Below are 20,418 nucleotides of genomic sequence, written 5' to 3' on the forward strand. Positions count from 1 at the left end.
TCTCCATCTCCAGCTGTTTATTGCGGCGCCGTAACTCGGCGAGTTCCTTCTTCTCCGCGCTGGTCAACTGTTCGCCGACGCCGCCATTTTCCTCGGCCTCGGCCTGTCTGAGCCAGTTCTGCAGACACGACCGGCTGACGCCCAGATCCTTGGCGAGCTGGAGAAGCGGTTTGTCACCTTGGCGCGCAAGCTCGACCGCGCGGCGCCGGAACTCGGGAGGGTGAGGTGCGGGCATGAAGGACATCCTTCCTGATGATCAAGGGTGACCTCAGGTCAAGTGTCCGGAGAACTGGGGGAAGCTCAGTCCAAGGGCCAGTGGCGTTCCCAGATCACCGGGGCACGGCCGATCGAGGAACGGCCTGAGGCAGCCAATGCTCGAACCGAGCTCGGCCACCTCGAAGGCGATCTCATCGTCGGAGCCAAGAACAGCCAGATCGCGACGCTGGTCGACCGCAAGTCCCGCTACCTGACCATGGTCGCGCTGCCCAGCCGCCACACCACGACGGTCATTTTCCGCTCTGCAGCAGGCGTTCTCACGGATGGATGCTCGCCTGCTCAGCACTCTGATCTGGGACCGCGGTATGGAACTCGCCGGCCACCGCCTGCTGACCGAAGCGACCGGCGTCGACGTCTTCTTCGCCGCACCGCGCAGCCCATGGCAGCGGGGCACGAACGAGAACACGAACAAACTGATTCGGCAGTACTTACCGAAGGGCATCGATCTGAGCCTGTACAGCCAAGCCGACCTTGACGACCTGGCCGCCCGGCTGAACAACCGCCCTCGCAAATGCCTCGGCTACCGAACCCCGGCCCAATGTGTTGCCTTGACTCTTTGAATCTAAGTGTTACCTGCTCGCCTTCGACTGCATCGCATCGTGACGCCCGGCACGCCGCTCGCCTGGCACCGCAGGCTGGTCAAGAAGATGTCCGTGGCCATGTAAAAGTCCCCACAGGTGGCCAGTTCGTGGTCACCACTGATGGCCGGTTTAGGTCCCCACTTCTCCTTCGCGTTGGTTCGCGTGTCGTCGAGGGATGGGGGCCCTGAGCGGTGATCGTGACGGTGTCAGCCAGTCACGAGATCACCGCTCAGGGGGTCTGCCCGGCCATGAAGTCTTCGGGGGAAATCATGGACATCATCGCTGCCTATCGCGACGTAGGCACCTATCGGGGAGCCGCGCAGATGTGCGGCACCACGCACAAGACCGTCAAACGCATCATCGAGCGGGCGCTGGCCGGGGACAAGGCGCCAGGCCGTAAGCGGCGCGAGCACAACTTCGACGCGGTGGCCGAGCTGGTCGCCGAGAAGGTGAAAACCACCGCCGGGAAGATCTCGGCCAAGCGGCTGCTGCCGCTGGCTCAGACGGCCGGCTATGCCGGGTCGGCGCGGAACTTCCGGCGTCTGGTTGCCACCGCGAAGAAGAACTGGCGGCATGAACACCCGCGCGGGCGGCGTCCGGCGGTCTGGACGCCCGGTGAGATGCTGGTCATCGACTGGGGCGATGCCGGCGGTGGGCTGCACGTGTTCTGCGCGGTGCTGGCCTGGTCACGGATGCGGTTCGTGCGTTTCGCCGACAACGAGCGCGCCGAGACCACCCTGGCCTTCCTCGCCGAGTGCTTCGAAGAACTCGGTGGGGTGCCCAAGGTGGTGCTGGCCGATCGGATGGGCTGTCTGAAGGGCGGCATTGTCGCCAACAAGGTCATCCCCACCAGCGATTACGTGCGCTTCGCGACGCACTACGGCTTCCGCCCCGACTGGTGCGAGGCCGCCGATCCGGAGTCCAAAGGGATCGTGGAGCACCTGGTCGGCTATGCCAAGCGGGACCTGGTCGTGCCGCAGGCGCCCTTCGATGACCTGACCGTCGCCAACGTCGCGGCCCGCCAATGGTGCGCCGAGGTCAACACGGTCGCGCACTCGGAGATCTGTGCGGTCCCGGCCGAGCGGCTGGATGCCGAACGCGACCTGCTGAACGCGCTGCCGTCGCTGCGCCCGGCCGTCGGCCGGCCGCCGATCACGCGCAAGGTGGACAAGCTGTCGTGCGTGCGCTTCGGTTCCGCCCGCTACTCAGTGCCGACCCGCCTGGTCGGCGCTCGCGTCGCCGTGGTCGAGACCGAAGGACACCTGCTGATCACGGATCTGGCCACCGGCGAGGTCGTCGCCGACCACGCCCCCGTCCCGCCAGGCGAGGCGTCGGTGGCCGATGAGCATTACGGCGGCCCCAGACCCGCACCCCGCCGCGCTGCCCGGCCCAGAACCGAGACGGAGAAGGCGTTCTTGGCGCTCGGGCCGGTCGCCGAGACGTTCCTGACCGGCTCGGCCGGCTCGGGCAACACCCGGCTGGCCGCCGACCTGGCCGAGTTGGCCGCACTGCGCGCCGCTCATGGCGAGCAGGCGCTGCTGGCGGCGTTGGAGCGGGCGGTCGCCTTCCGCCGCTGGCGAGCCGAGGACGTCCGCTCGATCCTGGCCGCTGGAGCCGGAACGGCGCAGGTCCGGCCCGCCGGACAGGCGCTGGTGCTGGAGCTGCCGCAGGTGCCCACCCGGCCGCTGTCGGACTACACCCTCGCCAAGCTGGATGCGCTCGCCCGGATCGGAGACGCCTCATGACCGCGCCAACCGTTCCCGCCCTGCCCGCCGACCTCGACGGTGGACTACGCCGCTTGAAGCTGTCGACGATCCGCCGGCTGGCACCGGAGCTGCTGGTCAACGCCCGCACTCAACGATGGAATCCCGAGGAGTTCCTGCGGACCCTCATCGACGCCGAACTGGCCGCTCGTGATGAGTCCAATGCCCGCGCCCGGATGAAGGCCTCCGCGTTCCCGGTCATCAAGACCATCGAGGAGTTCGACGTCGCCGCGTCCTCGATCCCGCGAGCGACGTTCGACTACCTGGCCTCGCTGGAGTGGATCCGCGCGGCAGAGAACTACTGCGCTGTCGGCCCGGCCGGCACCGGCAAGAGCCACAGCCTCATCGCGCTCGGCGTCGCCGCCGTCCAGGCTGGTCATAAGGTCCGCTACTTCACCGCCGCCGAGCTGGTCGAAACCCTCTATCGAGGTCTGGCCGACAACTCCGTCGGCCGCGTGATCGAGAACCTGCTGCGCGTCGACCTGGTCATCATCGACGAGGTCGGCTTCGCCCCGCTGGACGACACCGGCGCCCAGCTGCTGTTCCGGTTCGTCGCCGCCGCCTACGAACGCCGCGCGCTCGGCATCGGCTCCCACTGGCCCTTCGACCAATGGGGACGGTTCCTGCCCGAACACACCACCGCCGTCAGCCTGCTCGACCGGCTCCTGCACCACAGCATCGTCGTGGTCACCGAAGGCGAGTCCTTCCGGATGCGACAGGCCCGCACCCGAGGCCCAGCACGCCTCACCAAGAAGTAGTCAACTACGGAGACCTGGGGACTTTTACATGGCCACCAGCGGCGACACGCACTTGGCCGTTGACAGAAGATGTGGACCTGCCCCGCCGAGCAGGGCCGGCCCCCAATTTCCGAAGAGATCCGCGATCTGATCGTCCGGTTGGCACGGGAGAATCCACGATGGAGGCATCGACGCATCCAGGCGAACTTCTCGGTCTTGGATACCGGGTGGGGGAGGGGACGGTCCGCCGGGTCCTGGCGGCGGCGCAGGTCCGGACGAAGCGCCCCGGGGCACCGCTCACCATCATTCTGGACCGGTCTTATCCGCCCGCATTGTGCCGAGTGCCGAGAGTCACCCCGCTGATGAGGGAGCTGACTTCGGCAGCTTCAGGGCTGCCGACTGCGGAGAACAACGTGAGCGCTTCCCGCCAGTATGACACCGCGGCGTCGGCTCTCCCCTCTTTGTACAGAGCGTCGCCGCGTACCCGCAATGCTCTTGCTTCCCCGAGGCGGTGGCCGGTCGCGCGGTGTCGTTCGAGAGCCTGATCGGCCTGAGTTTCGGCTTCGAACGGTGCTGCGCGGGCGGTGCTGGTCTCGGCGAGCGCGGTCAGTGCGAGCCCTTCGAGCATGCGGAATGAGCGGTTGTGGGCGATCGCGTAGGCACGTTCGGCGTATGTGGCGGCGTCGGAAAGGCGACCAAGGCTTCTAGCGGCGTTGGACAGGCCGATCAGGCTCATGACTTCAGGATGGCGGTTGCCTCCCTGTATCGCCGCGTCGAGTGCCTGCTGGTGGAGTGTCAGCGCCTCGTGGTAACGGCCGAGATCGTGATGAAGCGTGCCGACGACGTTCAGGGCACCTGCTCGCAGGAGATGGTCGCCCAAGTCGTGGCTCATCGTCAGCGCCTTGCCGCCGAGCTCGAGCGCTGCGGCGTGGTGCCCGAGGTCCCGGCGCGCGGCTGCCAGCACGACCAGGCATTCCAGCTCGACGCCGTGGTCACCGCGCCGGCGGCTGAGGGAGATACCTTCGTTGAGATACTGGACCGCCTCGTCGAGACGTCCCAGGCTGTGGCAGACCGCACCCATGTTGCAGACCAAGGAGGCGGAATGGTCCGTGGTGAGCTCTAGGGCCTGACTGAGGTGGTGGAGGGCCGGCTCCAGCCGTCCGAGCAGGTGGTGAGCGTTGGCCAGGTTATTGAGGTAGGCCTCTTGACCGCGCTTACGACCGGTCTGCCGGGACAGCTCGAGAGCCCTGTCGAGGTGTTCGACCGCCTCCAGCAGATCTCCCAGGCGCAGATAAGCGTTGGAAAGCCCGCCGTGGGCGGAAGCCTGGCAGTCCAGCCATCCGATTTCCTCGGTGAGAGACAGGGCACGGGCATACCCCTCCATCGCCTCCCCGGGCCGGTCCTGATGCGTGTAGGCGTCGGCCAGGCTCAGCCAGATTACGGCTTGGGCCATGCGGGTGCCTTCGGCCTCGGCGACGGTGAGGGCGGCTTGGGCACAGGCAAGCCAGTCGTCCAGGTGCCTGCTCACCCAGAAATGGCCGCGCAGCGCGTCCGTCAGCCGCCACACCATTTCGCCCGGATGGTGCTGATGCGCGTGGCGGATCATTGCGATGAGGTTGGCGTGTTCGGCCTCCAGCCAGGCAGCAGCGGGTTCCTGGCTGTCGAAGGCTGCGGGCCGAACGGTGCCGGTGAGTGGTGGCTGCGGCAGCCGTACCCAATGAGGGTGGAGCAGTTGGGCGGCGGCGAGCACGCTGTGCAGGTACCAGTCGTACAAACGTCGCCTGGCCTCCAGCAGCTCGCCGGGGGGTTCGTCGGAGTGGGCGTGCTCGGCGGCGTAGAGGCGGAGGAGGTCATGGAAGGTGTAGCGGGCGGGGCTGTGCGCGCGGATCAGGTGGTACGCGGCGAGCCTGTCCAGCTCTTGTCTCGCCTCGGCTGTCGAGTAGCCGGCGAGCGCGGCTGCTGCGGCCGTGGTGAAGTCCGTGCCGGGCAGCAGGCCGAGCAGGCGGAACAACTTGCGTTGTGACTCGGGCAGGGCGGTGTAGGACAGGTCGAAGGTGGCACGTACGGCGGCTGTCTGATCGCTCCCGGTTTCCAGGGCGGCCAGCCGGTTGCCTTCGCGCAGCTCGCTCACGTAGTCGGTCAGGCTCAGGTGTGGGTTGGCGTCGAGGTTGGCTGCCGCGATGCTCAGTGCCAGTGGGAGGCGGGAGCATAGTTCGCCGAGTTCCGTCGCCGCCTGCGGATCGGTACCGGGTCGGTCTTCGTTCAGGAGCGTGAGGAGGAGGGAACGGGTTTCATCTGGCGAGAAGGCATCGAGGGTGACGCGGAATGCGCCTTCTCGGGCGGCCAGCCCGCGTAGCTGGTTGCGGCTGGTGATTAGTGCCAGCGACTGTGCGCCGGGGAGGAGAGGGCGTACCTGTGCCTCGTCGCGGACGTTGTCGAGGAGTATCAGTGTGCGCCGGTCGGCCAGCAAGGTGCGCAGCAGTGCGGAGCGCGCGTCCAACTCGGTCGGGAGGCGCTCGGGCGCGACATCCAACGCACGTAGCAGCATCTCCAGAGCGGCGGCGGGCTCGACTGGCGCACCGGGCCCGAAACCGCGTAGATCGAGGTACAGCTGGCCGTCAGGGAACCGGTCCTGGACCATGTGCGCCCAATGGACTGCCAGCGCGGTCTTTCCCATCCCGCCTGTGCCGCCGATCAACACCGGCCGCGACGCGTGGCCGGCGGACGCGGCGAACAGCTCGTGCAGCTTCTTCAACTGGGCGCGGCGGCCCGTGAAGTGTGCGATGTCGGCGGGCAGTTGCCGGGGTCGGCCGGCTGATGAGGGAAACGCGAACACGGCTGCTCGTGAGGGTTGGCCGGTCACGATCTCCAGCCGTTCCGGAGTGGTGGCCCCGCTGCTTGTGGCAGGAGGAATCAGTAGCGCGGGATTGTTGGTGAGGATGTCGTGATGCAGCTTCTGCAGTTCGTCACCGGGGTCGACCCCCAGCTCCTGCCGGAGCAGGTCGTTGACGGTGTGGTAGCCCTGGAGCGCTTCGGCCTGACGACCGGAGCGATACAGCGCGATCATGAGCTGGGCCCACAAGCGCTCACGTAGCGGGTGCGCCGCCGTCGCCGCCTTGAGCTCCACGACCATCTCGTCATGACGGCCTGACCGTAGCCCAAGGTCGAACCAACGCTCCAGCACTTGCACCCGCTGCTCATTCAGCACGAGCACGTGATCGCGATACAACGACTCCGACGGCACGTCGACCAGGGCAGGACCTCGCCACAAAGCCAGTGACCGCTGGAGCAGATCGGCCTCAGCCAGCTCGTCACCGGCCCGGCCAGATCCCTTTGCACGACCGACCAGATCGAGGAAGACGGCGACGTCGAGGTCCTTCACCGCGACCTTGAGGACATATCCCTCCTCCCGAGTGTGAATCAACTGCTGGTCGTCGCTGCGGTCGAGCAAAGAGCGCCGCAATCTGCCGATATGCGTCTGAACGGCCCCGCGGGCATCGTCCGGAGCCTCCCGGCCATCCCACATCCGTTCGGCGAGCTGATCAAGCGACACATGCTGGTTCGCCTGCAGGAGCAAGGTGGCCAGCGCAATCCGCTGCTTGAGCGCCGACACGGCCACCGGGACCCCGTCGCGCACCACCTCAAGGGCGCCCAGAACACCGAACCGTATCCCCATGCCGAAACGATTTCACGCTTCCGTAAGGCGGGGATGCAGAGTTCGACGTACTTGAAAGTCTCCTGCGAAAGGGCTCGCCTTGGTCTGCGCCCTCACCGCTCGGGGCCGTCCATAGACGATTACGAGGCCATCGGCGGGAATGGCCTCGCCACCCCGTTGCGGCTCAAACGGGTCTCAGGCGAAGGCGCTCGGATACGGAGGCGACCATGGTCGGCGTGGCCGTCGCTGATCCGGCCATGGCGAGTTGAGAGGGACTCGCTAGCAAGGCGGCCTGGGGCTGTGGTCAACCAGACGACAGCGAAACGACGCCAGGATGACAACGGGTGGCAGAAATGTGAGTCGCCCAGGGGAACTTGTGGCGATCGGGCTCACCGACCCCCTTCGATGCGAATCAGTGTTCCAAGATTGAGGTGGTCATAGTGGAAGTGCGCCGGCCACATGCTCTCCCGGTGCAGCGGGCGCATTACCGCATTAGGTGCATGGGACCTCGGCATAACACCTCGCCGCGACACTTGAGCTCGCGGCGGCCTTCCCCACGCCATCGCTCGGCGCATGGTCGGCACGGCAGTTCCCGTCCAGTGGCACGATCTGAACACCTGTCTGACGCAAGCGTTGCAGGCCCTCGCGCAGGCGCCGGCCGCTTCCCGCCATCCTGCCCGGCCAGCGAACTCATGACAGAAGGACTTTCCGCGATCAGTCGCGCCGTTCTCATCCGCACGTAGGGGAAATCCCGAAATGAAGCCTTTCCGCATCGAGGTCTCGCAGTCCGAACTCGACTACCTCAACCGCCGCCTTTCCGAGGTTCGCTGGCCACACCAGGACCCCGACGCCGGCTGGAGCAGGGGCGTGCCGCTCGACCACCTGCAGGACCTGGCCGCCTACTGGGCCGACGGCTACGACTGGCGCGCCGAGGAGGCCAAGCTCAACGCCCACCCGCAGTTCATCTCCGAGACCGACGGCCAACGCATCCACTTCGTCCACGTGAAGTCGGCCGATCCCGACGCGCTGCCCCTGCTGCCCGCGCACGGCCGGCCCGGTTCGGTGGCCGAGTTCCAGCACGTCATCGAGCCGCTCTCGCGGGGCTTCCACCTCGTCATCCCCTCTCACCCCAACTTCGCCTGGTCGGGCCCGGTCTCGGCCGGCTGGGACTCCTGTCGCATCGCCACGGCCTATGCCGAGCTGATAAGCCGGCTGGGCTATGAGCGGTACGGCGCCCAGGGCGGCGACTTCGGCGCCTTCATCGCGCCCGGCCTCGGCCGGGTCGCGCCGGACAAGGTCGTCGGTGTCCACGTCAACGCGGCCACCGCCGGTTTCATCTCGTTCGGCGAGTGGACGAGAAGGAACTGTGCGAGGCCGAGCAGGTCCGCTACGCCCGGATGCAGAACTACATGAGCCAGGGCAACGGCTACTTCCAGATCCAGGCGACCAAGTCGCACACCCTCGGCTTCGCCCTCGCCGAACTCCCCCGTGGGCCAGGTGGCCTGGGTGGTCGAGAAGTTCCACGACTGGGCGCACCCGGCGGGCTCGATCGACCCCAATCACGTGCTCACCCACGCGATGATCTACTGGCTCACCAACACCGGTTCCTCTTCGGCGCAGATGTAGTACGAGAGCATGAACGGCCGCAACTGGCCGACTCCCTCGTCAGTGCCGACCGCCGTGGCCAACTTCGCCGAGGACATCGCGATCCAGCAGTTCGCCGAGCCGCTCAACAACACCGTGCGCTGGAACGAGTTCGACCGCGGCGGCCACTTCGCCGCGCTGGAGGTTCCCGAGCTGTTCGTCGACGACGTGCGCGTGTTCTTCGCGGAGTTGAAGTAGCCCGGTCTCTGGCCACCGCTGCCACCGCCCCGGTCGGGCGCTCGATCGTCGAGCAACTCGCCGAGGCGGGACCCGTATCCGCATGCGAAGTTGTGTGCCATGTCCAACCGCGCGTTCGTCCGTCGCGCGGTGCGCTACTTCGCGAAACAGGGCATCTGCCAGTCCTTGGGCGTTTGGCAGGGTGCCCGACTCAGGAAAACGCAGGTGCGGACGGTGTAGGTGGACAGCGAACGATGAGGATCCCTGGTCGTTCATGCTGCGGTTGATGGAGCGCAGTGAAGGAAGCGTGCAGCGGTTGTTCATTGCTGTGAGGGTTCGGCTGGCGGATCCGGGGTTGGTTTGGCTGCCATCGTGGGGCCAGATGTGGACCTTGGGCTTGCCGAGCAGGACGCCGAACTCGTGGATTCCCTGGGCGGGGTAGGGAGGAAAGAGTAGTGAGAATACGATGAACCGATCGCCTGACGTGTCAGGGAGAGGGCCACGGAAGTGGAGTGCGGGAGAGCCCCTCACCCCTGCGAGCCCGGCTCTGCGGCGCACGATGATTCGCAAGTCTGCACAGCGGCGATTTCCCAAGGGTACGTGACTTCGTGTCTCGCATCTCATGGCCGCACGCCGTCGAGGTCATCAAAGAACATCCGGCAGGGGGCTGCTGCAAGGAACTGTACGAGGGCAATATCGGTATGCGCATCCTGTCGTACGGAGCCGAGATCCGGGTCGCGGTCCCGAAAGTGCCGGATTTCTATAATATTTACTTTCCGCTGAGAGGCGTGGGGGAGGTGCAAGTCGAAGGCAAGTATATCGACGCGCCGTCGGTCATCGTGGGCCTCCAAGAGCGGTCCGACATGTGGTGGAGCGTCGACCACGAGCTATTGATCATCCAGGTTCCCTCGGCGCTGGTCGAGCGGACACTCGCCGGCTATCTGGGTGATCCTCCGAAGCAGGCCCCTCGTTTCCGCCCGGATATTACTTGTGACAGTGCTTTCAGCGGGGTACTCACCATGTTGTCGCTGGTGAGCGCGTACGACAGGTTACCGTTCATGGCTTCGCCCCTGGCCGGGCATCACTTCGAGCAGTTTCTGCTGCATACCCTTCTGGACTCGCAGCCGCACGACTACTCACCCATCCTTGGCAAGCCCGACGCGGCGTCCAGTCCAGCCGCATTGCGGCGAGCGAAGATCTACTGTGAGGAACACGCGGATGAACGCGTCTCCCTCCGGGACATCGCCGCAGCGGCCAGGGTCAGCGTCCGCACCCTGCAACACGACTTTCGCAATCACCTGCAAACTACGCCGCTCGCCTACCTGCGCCAGGTACGACTGGCGCGTGTCCATGCCGACCTGGTACGCATCGCCCAGACCGGCGCTCGGACCACTGTCACGGAGGTGGCCATGCGTTGGGGTTTCACGCATCTGGGCCGCTTCGCCTCCCTCTACCGGGAGACATATGGCCGATCGCCCTCCAGCACCCTGTACGGGTCACGGTGAGGTCTCACGCCTTGCCTCGCCGCGCATTCACCGACCTGCTTGATCTGCTGGTCCTGGCCGCTGCTGCGCACCGGCACCCACGATGGCCTGAAGAACGGTGCTCAGCGCTGCGGGCGTGTGGTATTCGCTCTGCATCATCATCGACCTGTCCAGCTGGTACATCGTCGGCCGGATGGTCGCTCCCGAAAGTCCCCCTGGCCAAGCACCTCATCGGCCAGACCGCGCGCAAGCACGGCATCGATGAAAGAACGCTCACGTTGTACGCCGGGCAGCTCGATGATGTCCAAGCCCGTCGCCGAACTCCTCATCGACCTGGGCGTGGGCAAGTCCCGCTCCCGACCCAAAACCTCCAACGACAACCCGCACGTCGAAGCGAGCTTCAAAGCGCTGAAGTACTGTCCCACCTTCCCCGGCCGGCTCAGCTCGATCGAGCATGCCCGCGTCTTCTGGCAGGACTCCTACACCTGGTCGCGATATGCAGGTGATCCTGTGCCGGCCTGCAGGTCAGAGATGAGTGGCCGTTGACGGCTGGCGCTGGATGACTCGCGGTAGTTCGTTGGATCAAGATGTGCGCGGATAGAGGCATTGTGCAGGCCTTCCGTACCCGGCGGCTGGAGTTGCTGCTGGCTCAGCGTGCGATCGCGCCGCACACGGGCGGGGTGCTGGTGATCGGTGACAGTGGGCGCCGCAAAGACGGCACCGCCACTGCGCACGTGGGCCGCCAACGGCTGGGCCGGTACGGCAAGACCGACAGCGGCATCGTCACGGTGACCACGCTGTGGGCCGATGAGTGAGTCCGCTGTTCGTTGCATGCCCGGCTCGATACGCCGGCCTGCTACTTCGCGCGGGGGAAGAACGATGCGGCCTTCCGCACCCAGTGGCAGATTGCCGTGGAGCCGGCAAGGCGAGCCGTCGTGGCGGGGATGGCCTTTCGCGCCGTGTTGGCCGACTGCGCCCATGGTGATCTGGACGATTTCCGTGGCGAACTGCGCACGGCGGGCTTGGAGCTGGGTGGTGGCGGTGCGCCCCAAGCACGGCACATGGGCTTATGACGCCGATGCCTACCCCCCGCGACGCCGCCGCCATGCTTGCCTGGGACGGACCGGAGGCGCCCGGCGACTGGACGGCGGCGCAGCGGCGCTTCCGCGATGGGCATGTCGAGACCTGGTGGGTGGCCGAGGCGAGTCTGGAATTTTGGGGACCGAATGGGAACCATCCGGCTGGTGATCGCCACCTTCGACCCGGCCACCCTGCCGGACGAGGCCACCTGGTACCTGGTCACCAACTTGCCCCGCCCCGGCGGCCCACGCGTGGCCGAGTCCTGCACCCGCCCGCCGACCTGGCCATCCGCTGTTACCAAACCCTGGTTCTGTGCGCGTTTACCTTCTGCTGGGCGACCTGGTTCGCCGAGGGGCCCGATCCCGCCTCCCCACCCAGCCCTGACGCGGACCACAACCTTGAGAGGGCATCTGAAGTGCGACGTCTGTGATTGATTGCCGGTTACGTGTATCACCAAGTTGGGGTGGATTAGCCCGTTACGCGACTCTCACCGCACTGCCGTCGGGAAGGTGTGTTCAGGACTATCGGCCAGGTTGACGGGATCTTGCTGCCTCGATATCGCTATCGGGTTACCGGGACCGATGCGATCTTGAACAGTTTGACCCCGTCGAAGGCGATGGGTTGCCATCCCCGTGGAGTGCGGTTGGCTCATCCCGCTGGATGTAGTTGATACGTATCAATGTTTCCCTGTAGCTCAGATGTGACAACCGGCGGGTCACCGACTTGATCTTCCGTTTTAGCTCCTGGGGATGACCTCCCCGCGGTGACCGGCGCCCAGTTGCGCGAGGTGGTCGAGCGGCTCATGGCAGCCGGGCATTGGCAGCCCGGTGACCCCGACATCTTGATCGTCGCTGATGCGGGCGCTTGGCATGGTCATTGCGTGATCTGCCCATCCAGATCCTGTCCAGGATGCGTTGGGATCGGGTGTTGCGTCGGGCAGGCTCGACTCTTTCGGGGGCGTCGCTCACCGGTTCACTCGCGTTACACCTTCCGGACTCGATTGCCGGACCCGGACGGTCTGACAGTACCGGCCCGTCCCGGCGTCTGATTCGCATGCATTTCCCGAAAGAGTCGAGGACACCTCGACCCCGCTCAACTTCGAAGAGCCGTGATGGGACGACCAGCACCTGGCCACGGTGGTCCGCGACGACGACTCGTTCACACTCGAGCGCAGCCAACCCCGCCACCGCTGAAGGTGGCGACGATCACTTCATACGCCGTCGAATGATATCCGGAAAACGAAACAGGTGTTGCGGATGTGGGATTGTTGTTTGGGGTGCCGGCAGATCAGAATCAATTTGCCTTAGAAATTGTATAAGGTGGACGGTTCTCTCAAGTTTGGCTGCGATGGACTTGCTGATTGCTGCGTGAATGCGCAGGCTCTTGTCGATGAGGTAGCCCGCTGGTTGACAGAAATCGATCAAGAGGGCAGCTGTAGATTGACGGAGCCTTGTCCTTCCGTCGCCAAGGTGCACGTGAATCGCTCCGACAGGCGAACGAAGAAGCTGGAGGAAAAGAAATGAAAGACGAGCCGAAGCTGACCGTGCCGAAGCTTCCCGAAGTCCCACTCGCCGAGCAGAGAGCCATGGGTAACGTTTTCGGCGGCTGAGGCAACCAATGGAGCTGCATTGGCAGCCCGATCCTGGGAGGGCACAGCTCGAGAGAGCTGCGCTCTCCCAGTTCCTCGGGTCAGAGCTACCGGAAATATTGAAGTGCGACGCCGTCGAGCTCGAACGGGAACTTGGCGGGGATCTCTCCCACCCCGCTGCTTTCGCTTTGGCATGGGCGAAGGCAAACGGTGCTCCCCTAACGCTTTCGAAGAGTGACTTGCTCGGGACGGTTCAAGAAAGCCGCCGACGCGCCGGCGACGTGGCAGAGAGGGTCGGATTCGCGGTTGATCTGACTCCGCTAGAAGAAACAGTGATCGCACCGACCATTGAGCGACACATAAGTATAGCCCGACAGGCGGGAGATGTGGAGACGCTGGTCTTCCATACGCCCGAGCAGCTGAGTTGTTATGGTTTCCTAAGGCAAGCTCATGGGCTTATCGTCGACCACTGGCCGGCCATGCTCGAAGAAATTCGGACGACGGTTACCTGTCTATCGTTCTTCACCGCCGGAAATGCCATCGGCTTCGCGGACATCTGCACACACGGCCTGATCTGCTTACGAGCTGACGACCTTTCGAATGTGACCGGCCTCGCCGAGGAGATCATCCATGAGTCGTCACACGTTCGGCTCAATGGAATTCTGGCGAGCACGACGTGCCTAGAGGACGACGACGGCAGGCTATATCGAACACCATTACGCGAAGACCCCCGGCCCGCTGCTGGGCTACTCCATCAGCTCTTTGTCCTGGCACGCCTGTGCGACTGGCATGCACGACTGGGTACGCGTGCGATAACCGAGAGAGCCGAGCGTGCGATGCAGGACCTGGAGGCTGCGTACACGACCGTGCAGAACGAGCTGCCTTTGACGGCTGCGGGGCGCGAACTCGTATCAACAATCAAGCCGGCTCGTCATGTCAGGTAGTTCAAATACCGAGATAAAGCCTGGGATCCCCTTCCGTGCCAAAGTATGGCTTTGTGCCGCCATGGTGTCCACGACAGGAAGTATATCTTTCACCGTGGCTCTCGCCTGGGCGGCGACTGCGCACGGTGGAGCGGCTGCCGGCATTACCCTGACTGCCGGAATCTTGCCGCAGGCAAGCCTGCTACTGGTCGGAGGCGCTCTCGCTGATCGAGCGGGTCCTCGGCGAGTCATGGGGTTCACCCTTTGCGCCATGACACTGAACTCGCTGCTTTTGGCCGCTGCTGCCACCGTTTTCGGTACGCAAGTGTGGCTGTTGGCGGCATTCAGTCTGATCACCGGGCTGATCAATGCATTTCATCTCCCTTCGGTCACATCGATAATGCGTCGTTTGGTGGCACCGGAACAACTGTCCAGAGCGCTGGCTGTTCAGCAGGCCGGTCGTCAGGTGGCAGGGTTTGTCGGTGCACCGCTGGGCGGAGTCCTCACCGTTGGGTTTGGAATTTCTGGCGCGGCGATTGTGAATGCTTCCAGCTTCGTCCTGACGCTTATCGTCCTGACGTTCGTACGTCCGCCATTCGAGCCGCCTGGAAAAGGAAAGAGTGCAGGGCTGATCCATGAGGCGAGCGACGGCTTGAAGCTTGCGGCAAAGGTTCCTCTCCTACGGATCGGATTGTCGGTGATGGCTGGCGGTGCGGCCTTTATCGCACCGATTACCATACTCTTTGTGCCACTTCTGGCTCGAATGCGCGGTTGGAGCCCTCACGAAGTCGGATGGCTGCTTGGGGCCCAGGACGTGGTTTTTTTCGTGGTGGCATTGATTACATCACGCTACGGCGCCTCTCGGAGGCCTGGTATCGCCTCGGCCGCTGGTATTACTATCACCGGGGTCGGCGCCGTGATACTTTCCATCTCGCCTGTCATGCCGCTTGCGCTTACCTCTGCGGCTTTGGTGGGATTGGGATATGGCATTGCCGCTATTCATTTGGCCCCCTTGGTCATTCAGTCGGCGCCGGAATCACATACGTCCAGGATCTCTGCGATGATAACTCTGGCGCAAAGTCTGGGCGTAATATCTTCGGTAAGTGGTTTTGGGATGCTGGGAGAGATCGCAGGTCCAGTAATTGCGGCCACCGCGAACGGGGCCCTGCTTGTGTCGGTCGGGTTGCTGGCATTCACCTCCAGACACTTTAGCGCCGCTTAGCGATCTTTGGTCTACGGTTTCTGTAGGTTGGTGTCAAGGTCCGCGACGCTCGAGGGAAGCCGAGCTTGCGAGGCGTATTGAGGATTAATTCGTGATGCCGGGCGCTCGGGTTGGTGGTGTGAAGCGTAGTTCGGTGGCGGTCAGGCAGCCGTTGAGCAGGTAGGACCGGTATTGCAGCTTTTCGGCCGCGCTTGCTGATGCGGACGAGCTGGGTCAGGTCCGCGACGACGAGGTTGGCCAGTGATCTGGTCTCGAGCACCGACCAGATGCCCCAATGAGCGGGACGCAGGTAGGCGTGTGCGGCCATTGGCAGATCGCGGTAGTCGCTTCAGGCGAAGTTCTTCGGCTCGCCCGTTCGGCCGTGGTAGACATGCAGCCGATACAACAGGGGTGCGCCTCCTGGGGCTGATCCGGGCCAGGCTGGTGGCACGTGATCGCGGCGATCTGCACCCGGCCGGTGCGGCATGGCCATGTTCGAGGAGACGGTCACCGATCCGGGATCCGGGCGCATCGCCAACGCCACCTTCGGCGACTATCTGATCCCGTCAACGCCGACATCCCCGACATGCAGGTGAGCTTCGTCGGCCGGCCCGACAGGTTCAACCCCGTCGGGGTCAAAGGCGTCGGCGAGATCGGCCTCGTCGGTATGGGTGCCGCCATCGCCAACGCGGTCCACCACGCCACCAGCAGGCGCATCCGCTCGCTGCCCATCACGATCGACAAGCTCTTCTGATAGGACGCCCTGACACCGAGCCCCTGCCGACCGGCGGCGCCCCGGCATGGTGTCCCGCTCGTAAATACGAGGCTGTGGCACGTCTGTTCAGGTCTCGTCTCGTGCGGCCGATCGGTGATCGAGGATGCCGATGACGGCCAGTACAACGACAACTGCGGCCATGTGGGGCTCAAGAACACGAATCATCGCCAGCGCTGGCCGTCGCCATGTGGGATCGGGTAGCTCCTCAGATCGGTGAGCGGCTGATCCGGGTTGCCTGAGAGCATCTTTCGTGCTCTTGTCCACGGTGTACGCCGTAACCCGACGTCTGTGATCTGGTGACGCAGGGCGAGAATCTCGGCATCGTTGTCTCGGTCTCCCATCGGCGGCAACCGTGGCGCGGCGAAGGTGTTCGTGACGGCGAGACAGGCCAGGCGAAGGATCACGACCGATCATCCTGCCGCACATGTTCCCCCTCCTGGTGACCGGAGATCGCGCACGCCCGGAGAAGTCCTGCAAGGTCCATGACCTGGGTGGATGACATTATCTCCAGGCACAACGTCGAGGCGCCCACCATTTGAGTGATCACGTCAGATTGGTCCATTGCCCGCGTTGGTGTACGGAAAGCGCATTCCCCCTTTTCTCGGCCGCCTCTTGACAAGTCAGATGGCTACGTAAACGCTCTGCGGCAAGACGCCTCAAACGTCGCGCGCTATCCGGTCGTCCCAGCTCCCACAGGGGGATCCTGTCTCAGGCTCTTCGTGGGACTCGCAGCTCTTTGTTAACGCTAACAAATGTTCCTGCCGCAGATTCCGGAGGGTGGTCCCGTGTCCCTGCGCCCAAAGCTCACCGCGCCAGTCGTGGTCCTGTTGAGCTCGGTTGCCGCCGGCACGGCCGCACCGCCGGCCTCAGCGTCCGAACCAGTCCGGCGACTCCGCCCTCCACCTGGTGGTCAGCTCCGGCGTGGCTGCCGGATGGAGCCCCGATCAAGCGAGGTACGCCACGGCCGCCGGCGTCTCCGGCCCGTGGACCGGGTGGACCAACGTAGGCGACGCGCCCGCCTACATCCAGCCGGTGCAGGGCATCTCGACGACAAGTCTCTACATGGGCGACCGGCGGGCGCGCGCGGGGCGGCCGCGTGAACGGCTCGCAGTACGTGCGGCTGCCGATCACGTTCCCGTCCGCGACGAGCATGAGCCTGAGCTGGCACTCGCAGACCACGATCGAGGTCTCCACCGGTGTGATCACGGGCTCAGGCGCCACGCCGTCGTACCGGACCACGGCCCGACACAGCGGCAAATGCCGGGACGTGTCCGGCGCCTCGACCGCCGACGGAGCCGACAGCAGTACACCTGCGGTAGCGGCACCAACCAGCAGTGGACCCGCACCTCCTCCTGACCCCACCGCACCTTCGGAGTGACCATGACACACCTCTTACGGCGAACGGCGCTGATCGGCCTGGCCGGCGCCCTGCTGCTCGCCCTCGGCCTCACCGTTCTCGAACGCCCTGCCAAGGCCGCGGCCCCCTACACCGCCTATCTGATGGCGCACTTCACCGGCGAGAGCGTCAACGGCGAGCAGATCTACTTCGCCACCAGCGCCGACGGCCTGCACTGGACCGATCTCAACAGTTCGCTGCCGGTGCTTACCTCCAGCATCGGAGAACTCGGCGTCCGCGACCCCGCCATCGTCCGTGCGCCGTCCGGCGACCGGTTCTATCTGATCGCCACCGACCTGCGTATCGCCGCCGGCAAGGGCTGGGACGTCGCCCAGCACGATGGCAGCACCTCGCTCGTCGTATGGGAGTCACCTGACCTCGTCACCTGGTCGGCGCCGCGCCTGGTGAACGTCGCCGGGACCATCCCCGACGTCGGCTGCGCGTGGGCGCCCGAGGCGATCTACGACCCGGCGAGCGGCGACTACGTCGTCTACTGGGCGACGATCTCGCCGCGGAACGGCGTCGACAAAGCCCGCATCTATTACTCCCGCACCCGCGACTTCCGCACGTTCACCGCCGCGCAACTCTACATCGACCGGCCGGGCACCCAGGGCATCATCGACACGCAGGTCCTGGAGATCCCCGGCAGCGTCGGCGGCTACCGCTACATCCGCGCGTCCGGCGACGGTCAGATCACGATCGAGGGCAGCAACCAGATCCTCACCGGCTGGACCCGGCTCGGCGACATCTCCCACCTCGGCTACACGGGCGCGCAGGTCGAGGGCCCGATCCTGCACCAGTACAACGGCCGCGACGAGTGGGGCCTGTGGGTCGACCAGTACGCCGCCGGCCGCGGCTACCTTCCGCTGACCACGACCAATCTCGCCGCTCCCAGCGGCTACCGCGTCCGCATCGCCTCGGAATACGCGCTCGGCGCCAGCCGCAAACGGCACGGTTCGATCATTGGCATCACCCAGGCGCAGCTCACCGCGCTGCAGGCCAAGTGGGGTGGCCCCGCCTCGGCCGGTACCCGGCGCCTGCAGTCGGTCAACTTCCCCGACCGCTACTTGCGGCACAGCAACTTCGATGTCCGTATCGACCCGAACGTGAGCCCGCTCGCCGACTCGCAGTGGCGTATCGTGCCGGGCCTGGCCGATCCGGCGGGCGTGTCGCTTGAGTCGTCGAACTTCCCCGGCTGGTACCTGCGGCACTACGACTACGACTTCGTTCTGGCCAAGTATGACGGCACCGCCACCTTCCGCGGGGACGCGACCTTCCGCCGGGTGGCGGGCCTGGCCGACTCCTCGGCGGCGTCGTTCCAGTCCTACAACTTCCCGGACCGGTACATCCGCCATTCCAACTACCTGCTTCGCCTGGATCCGATCAGCACGGCCACCGATCGGGCGGACGCCACTTTCCGGATCACCAGCTGATTCCTCCGGTGGCAGGGAGCGTCGCACAGCGATCGGTGCGGCCCGGGCCGGGGAGCCGCCGGCCCTGCTCCTGGAGCAGCACGATGCGGCTCGGACGTACGTCAGCAACATGATCTTCACAGGCCCAGGAACTCAGATCTAGTGATGGGAGTTTCATGACACCGACCAAGGCGTCCGACGCTTACTCCTCAGGACCGTCGCGGAGCACCCGGTCGTTGCGCTGGTCGCTGGTCGCTCTCGTGGTGACCGCGCTCGCCGCAGTGGCAAGCCTCGTCATTCCCGCGCCGCCGGCCAATGCCGCCACCAGCCAATTCCGAGGCATGAACTGGGCCGTGCTGGGTGACAACTTCAGCACCGGTACGCTCGTCGTGCAGGGCCTGAGCCAGTCCGACAGCAACGCGACAGTACGGGCCAAGGCCAACGCCCTCTACGACGACATGGCCTCCACCATGGGGGTCAACACCGTCCGGCTGCCTATCAACACTCACACTGTGGCCAACACGACCTGGTGGAACGCCTACCGCGGAGCCATTGACGCCGCCACTGCCCGTGGCTTCAAGGTCATCCTCGCCTATTGGGAGGACGGCGCCGCCTCCGGCGGCAAGATCACGAACCTCGCCGCATGGAACACGATGTGGTCCAGCGTGACCAACACCTACGGCTCGAACAGCAACGTCTACTTCGAGCCGATGAACGAGCCGCACGGCTACACCTCGGCGGACTGGCGCGACGTCGCAGCGAACTGGCTCAGCTACCACACCTCGGCAGTGCCCGGACGGGTGCTCATCGGTGGCACCGGCTACAGCCAGGACCTGCGGGACGTCTGCAACGACAGCCGCTTCAACTCGACGCTGCTGTCCTTCCACCATTACGCCTTCTTCTACAGCGCGATGACCTACGACGCCTTCCGAACCCACATTCAGACGCGGCTGGGCAACTGCGCCTCCCGCGCGGTCGCGACCGAGTTCGGCGCACCGATGTCCACCGGCCTCAACTACGGCGACCCAAACAGCACCGACAACTTCGTGCGCCATATCCGCGCCATGGCCCAAGTCATGCGCGACAACCAAATGGGCGGCACCTACTGGCCCGCTCTCGGCGGCAAGCCAACCGAAAGCCTCGGCTACGACTACTACTCGATGTTCGCCCTGAGCGGCAGCGGCACCAATCTCAACTTGACCGTCCGCAACGCCTCCGGCGCTGACCGGATCCGATATGGCTGGGGCGACACCATCGGCGACCCCACCCCTCCGCCGACGGTCTACACGATCAACGCGCGCCACAGCGGCAAGGCCATGGACGTCCAGCAACCGAACACCGACAACGGTGCGCGCGTCGGCCAATACACGTACGGCGGCAACGCATGGCAGCAGTGGCAGTTCCAGGACGCCGGCAGCGGCTACTGGCGCATCATCAGCCGTCACAGCGGAAAGTGCCTTGATGTGGTGAGCGCTTCAACCGCCGACGGGGCCGAGCTCATCCAGTACACCTGCGGCACCGGCACCAACCAGCAGTTCCAGATGGTCGCCAACGGCAGCTACTTCCAGCTCCGGGCACGACACAGCAGCAAATGCGTGGACGTACCGTCCGCATCGACTGCGGATGGCGTGATCCTCAAGCAGTATCCGTGCAACACCGGCACCAATCAGCAGTGGTCGCGCACGGCCGTCTCGACGTGACCGCGGACCCGCGGTGGCGGGTGCTG

At 65.2% G+C, this 20,418-nt stretch carries 14 protein-coding genes and 2 pseudogenes; 14 read left to right on the forward strand and 2 right to left on the reverse strand.

The annotated features are described in order from the left end of the window. Positions 1-244: transposase (locus ABZS69_RS59650; protein WP_355391516.1), on the reverse strand; the 244-nt coding region annotated here is incomplete at its 3' end. Between the two features lie 268 nt (positions 245-512). On the opposite strand from ABZS69_RS59650, the pseudogene ABZS69_RS59655 reads away from it, so the two are divergent. The 3 genes and pseudogenes from ABZS69_RS59655 to istB all read left to right on the forward strand — a co-directional run. Further along, positions 513-836 (forward strand): annotated as a pseudogene (locus tag ABZS69_RS59655) (IS30 family transposase); the annotation flags it as partial. 269 nt (positions 837-1,105) lie between these two features. Next, positions 1,106-2,602, forward strand: a complete 1,497-nt coding sequence (gene istA, locus ABZS69_RS59660) for an IS21 family transposase (protein WP_355391519.1) — start codon at positions 1,106-1,108, stop codon at positions 2,600-2,602. Beyond that, positions 2,599-3,378, forward strand: a complete 780-nt coding sequence (gene istB / locus ABZS69_RS59665; RefSeq protein WP_355391521.1) for an IS21-like element helper ATPase IstB — start codon at positions 2,599-2,601, stop codon at positions 3,376-3,378. The genes istA and istB overlap by 4 nt, the downstream gene beginning before the upstream one ends. Positions 3,379-3,676: 298 nt before the next feature. Here the strand turns inward: istB and ABZS69_RS59670 are convergent, their stop codons facing one another. After that, complete coding sequence (locus tag ABZS69_RS59670) at positions 3,677-7,033, reverse strand: BTAD domain-containing putative transcriptional regulator (protein ID WP_355391524.1); 3,357 nt, start codon at positions 7,031-7,033, stop codon at positions 3,677-3,679. Between the two features lie 735 nt (positions 7,034-7,768). On the opposite strand from ABZS69_RS59670, the gene ABZS69_RS59675 reads away from it, so the two are divergent. From ABZS69_RS59675 to ABZS69_RS59725, 11 genes and pseudogenes are all read left to right on the forward strand, one after another. Beyond that, complete coding sequence (locus tag ABZS69_RS59675) at positions 7,769-8,425, forward strand: epoxide hydrolase (RefSeq protein ID WP_355391526.1); 657 nt, start codon at positions 7,769-7,771, stop codon at positions 8,423-8,425. Positions 8,426-8,647: 222 nt separating this feature from the next. Next, positions 8,648-8,854 carry a hypothetical protein gene (locus ABZS69_RS59680; RefSeq protein ID WP_355391529.1) on the forward strand — a complete coding sequence of 69 codons (207 nt, stop codon included), beginning with the start codon at positions 8,648-8,650 and terminating at the stop codon, positions 8,852-8,854. Between the two features lie 587 nt (positions 8,855-9,441). Continuing rightward, positions 9,442-10,338, forward strand: a complete 897-nt coding sequence (locus tag ABZS69_RS59685; RefSeq protein ID WP_355391532.1) for an AraC family transcriptional regulator — start codon at positions 9,442-9,444, stop codon at positions 10,336-10,338. Between the two features lie 251 nt (positions 10,339-10,589). Then, positions 10,590-10,791 (forward strand): annotated as a pseudogene (locus ABZS69_RS59690) (IS3 family transposase); the annotation flags it as partial. A 134-nt stretch (positions 10,792-10,925) separates the two neighbouring features. Then, positions 10,926-11,132, forward strand: coding sequence for a transposase (locus tag ABZS69_RS59695; RefSeq protein ID WP_355391535.1), 207 nt, complete (start codon positions 10,926-10,928; stop codon positions 11,130-11,132). A 12-nt stretch (positions 11,133-11,144) separates the two neighbouring features. Beyond that, entirely contained in the window at positions 11,145-11,390 is a 246-nt protein-coding gene (locus ABZS69_RS59700) for a hypothetical protein (RefSeq protein ID WP_355391538.1), read from the forward strand. A gap of 1,624 nt (positions 11,391-13,014) precedes the next feature. Further along, positions 13,015-13,929 carry an HEXXH motif-containing putative peptide modification protein gene (locus ABZS69_RS59705; protein WP_355391541.1) on the forward strand — a complete coding sequence of 305 codons (915 nt, stop codon included), beginning with the start codon at positions 13,015-13,017 and terminating at the stop codon, positions 13,927-13,929. Then, the gene (locus ABZS69_RS59710) at positions 13,919-15,130 is read left to right on the forward strand and encodes an MFS transporter (RefSeq protein ID WP_355391544.1); all 1,212 of its coding nucleotides are present in this window, start codon (positions 13,919-13,921) and stop codon (positions 15,128-15,130) included. Before ABZS69_RS59705 ends, ABZS69_RS59710 begins: the two co-directional genes overlap by 11 nt. Before the next feature lie 430 nt (positions 15,131-15,560). Beyond that, positions 15,561-15,863 carry a hypothetical protein gene (locus ABZS69_RS59715; RefSeq protein ID WP_355391547.1) on the forward strand — a complete coding sequence of 101 codons (303 nt, stop codon included), beginning with the start codon at positions 15,561-15,563 and terminating at the stop codon, positions 15,861-15,863. A 1,401-nt stretch (positions 15,864-17,264) separates the two neighbouring features. Continuing rightward, complete coding sequence (locus ABZS69_RS59720; protein WP_355391549.1) at positions 17,265-18,713, forward strand: glycoside hydrolase family 43 protein; 1,449 nt, start codon at positions 17,265-17,267, stop codon at positions 18,711-18,713. A 155-nt stretch (positions 18,714-18,868) separates the two neighbouring features. Further along, positions 18,869-20,392 carry an RICIN domain-containing protein gene (locus tag ABZS69_RS59725; RefSeq protein WP_355391552.1) on the forward strand — a complete coding sequence of 508 codons (1,524 nt, stop codon included), beginning with the start codon at positions 18,869-18,871 and terminating at the stop codon, positions 20,390-20,392. Positions 20,393-20,418: the final 26 nt, after the last annotated feature.

Source organism: Nonomuraea sp. NPDC005650 (assembly GCF_040605375.1).
In the GTDB taxonomy this organism is placed as follows: Bacteria; Actinomycetota; Actinomycetes; order Streptosporangiales; family Streptosporangiaceae; genus Nonomuraea.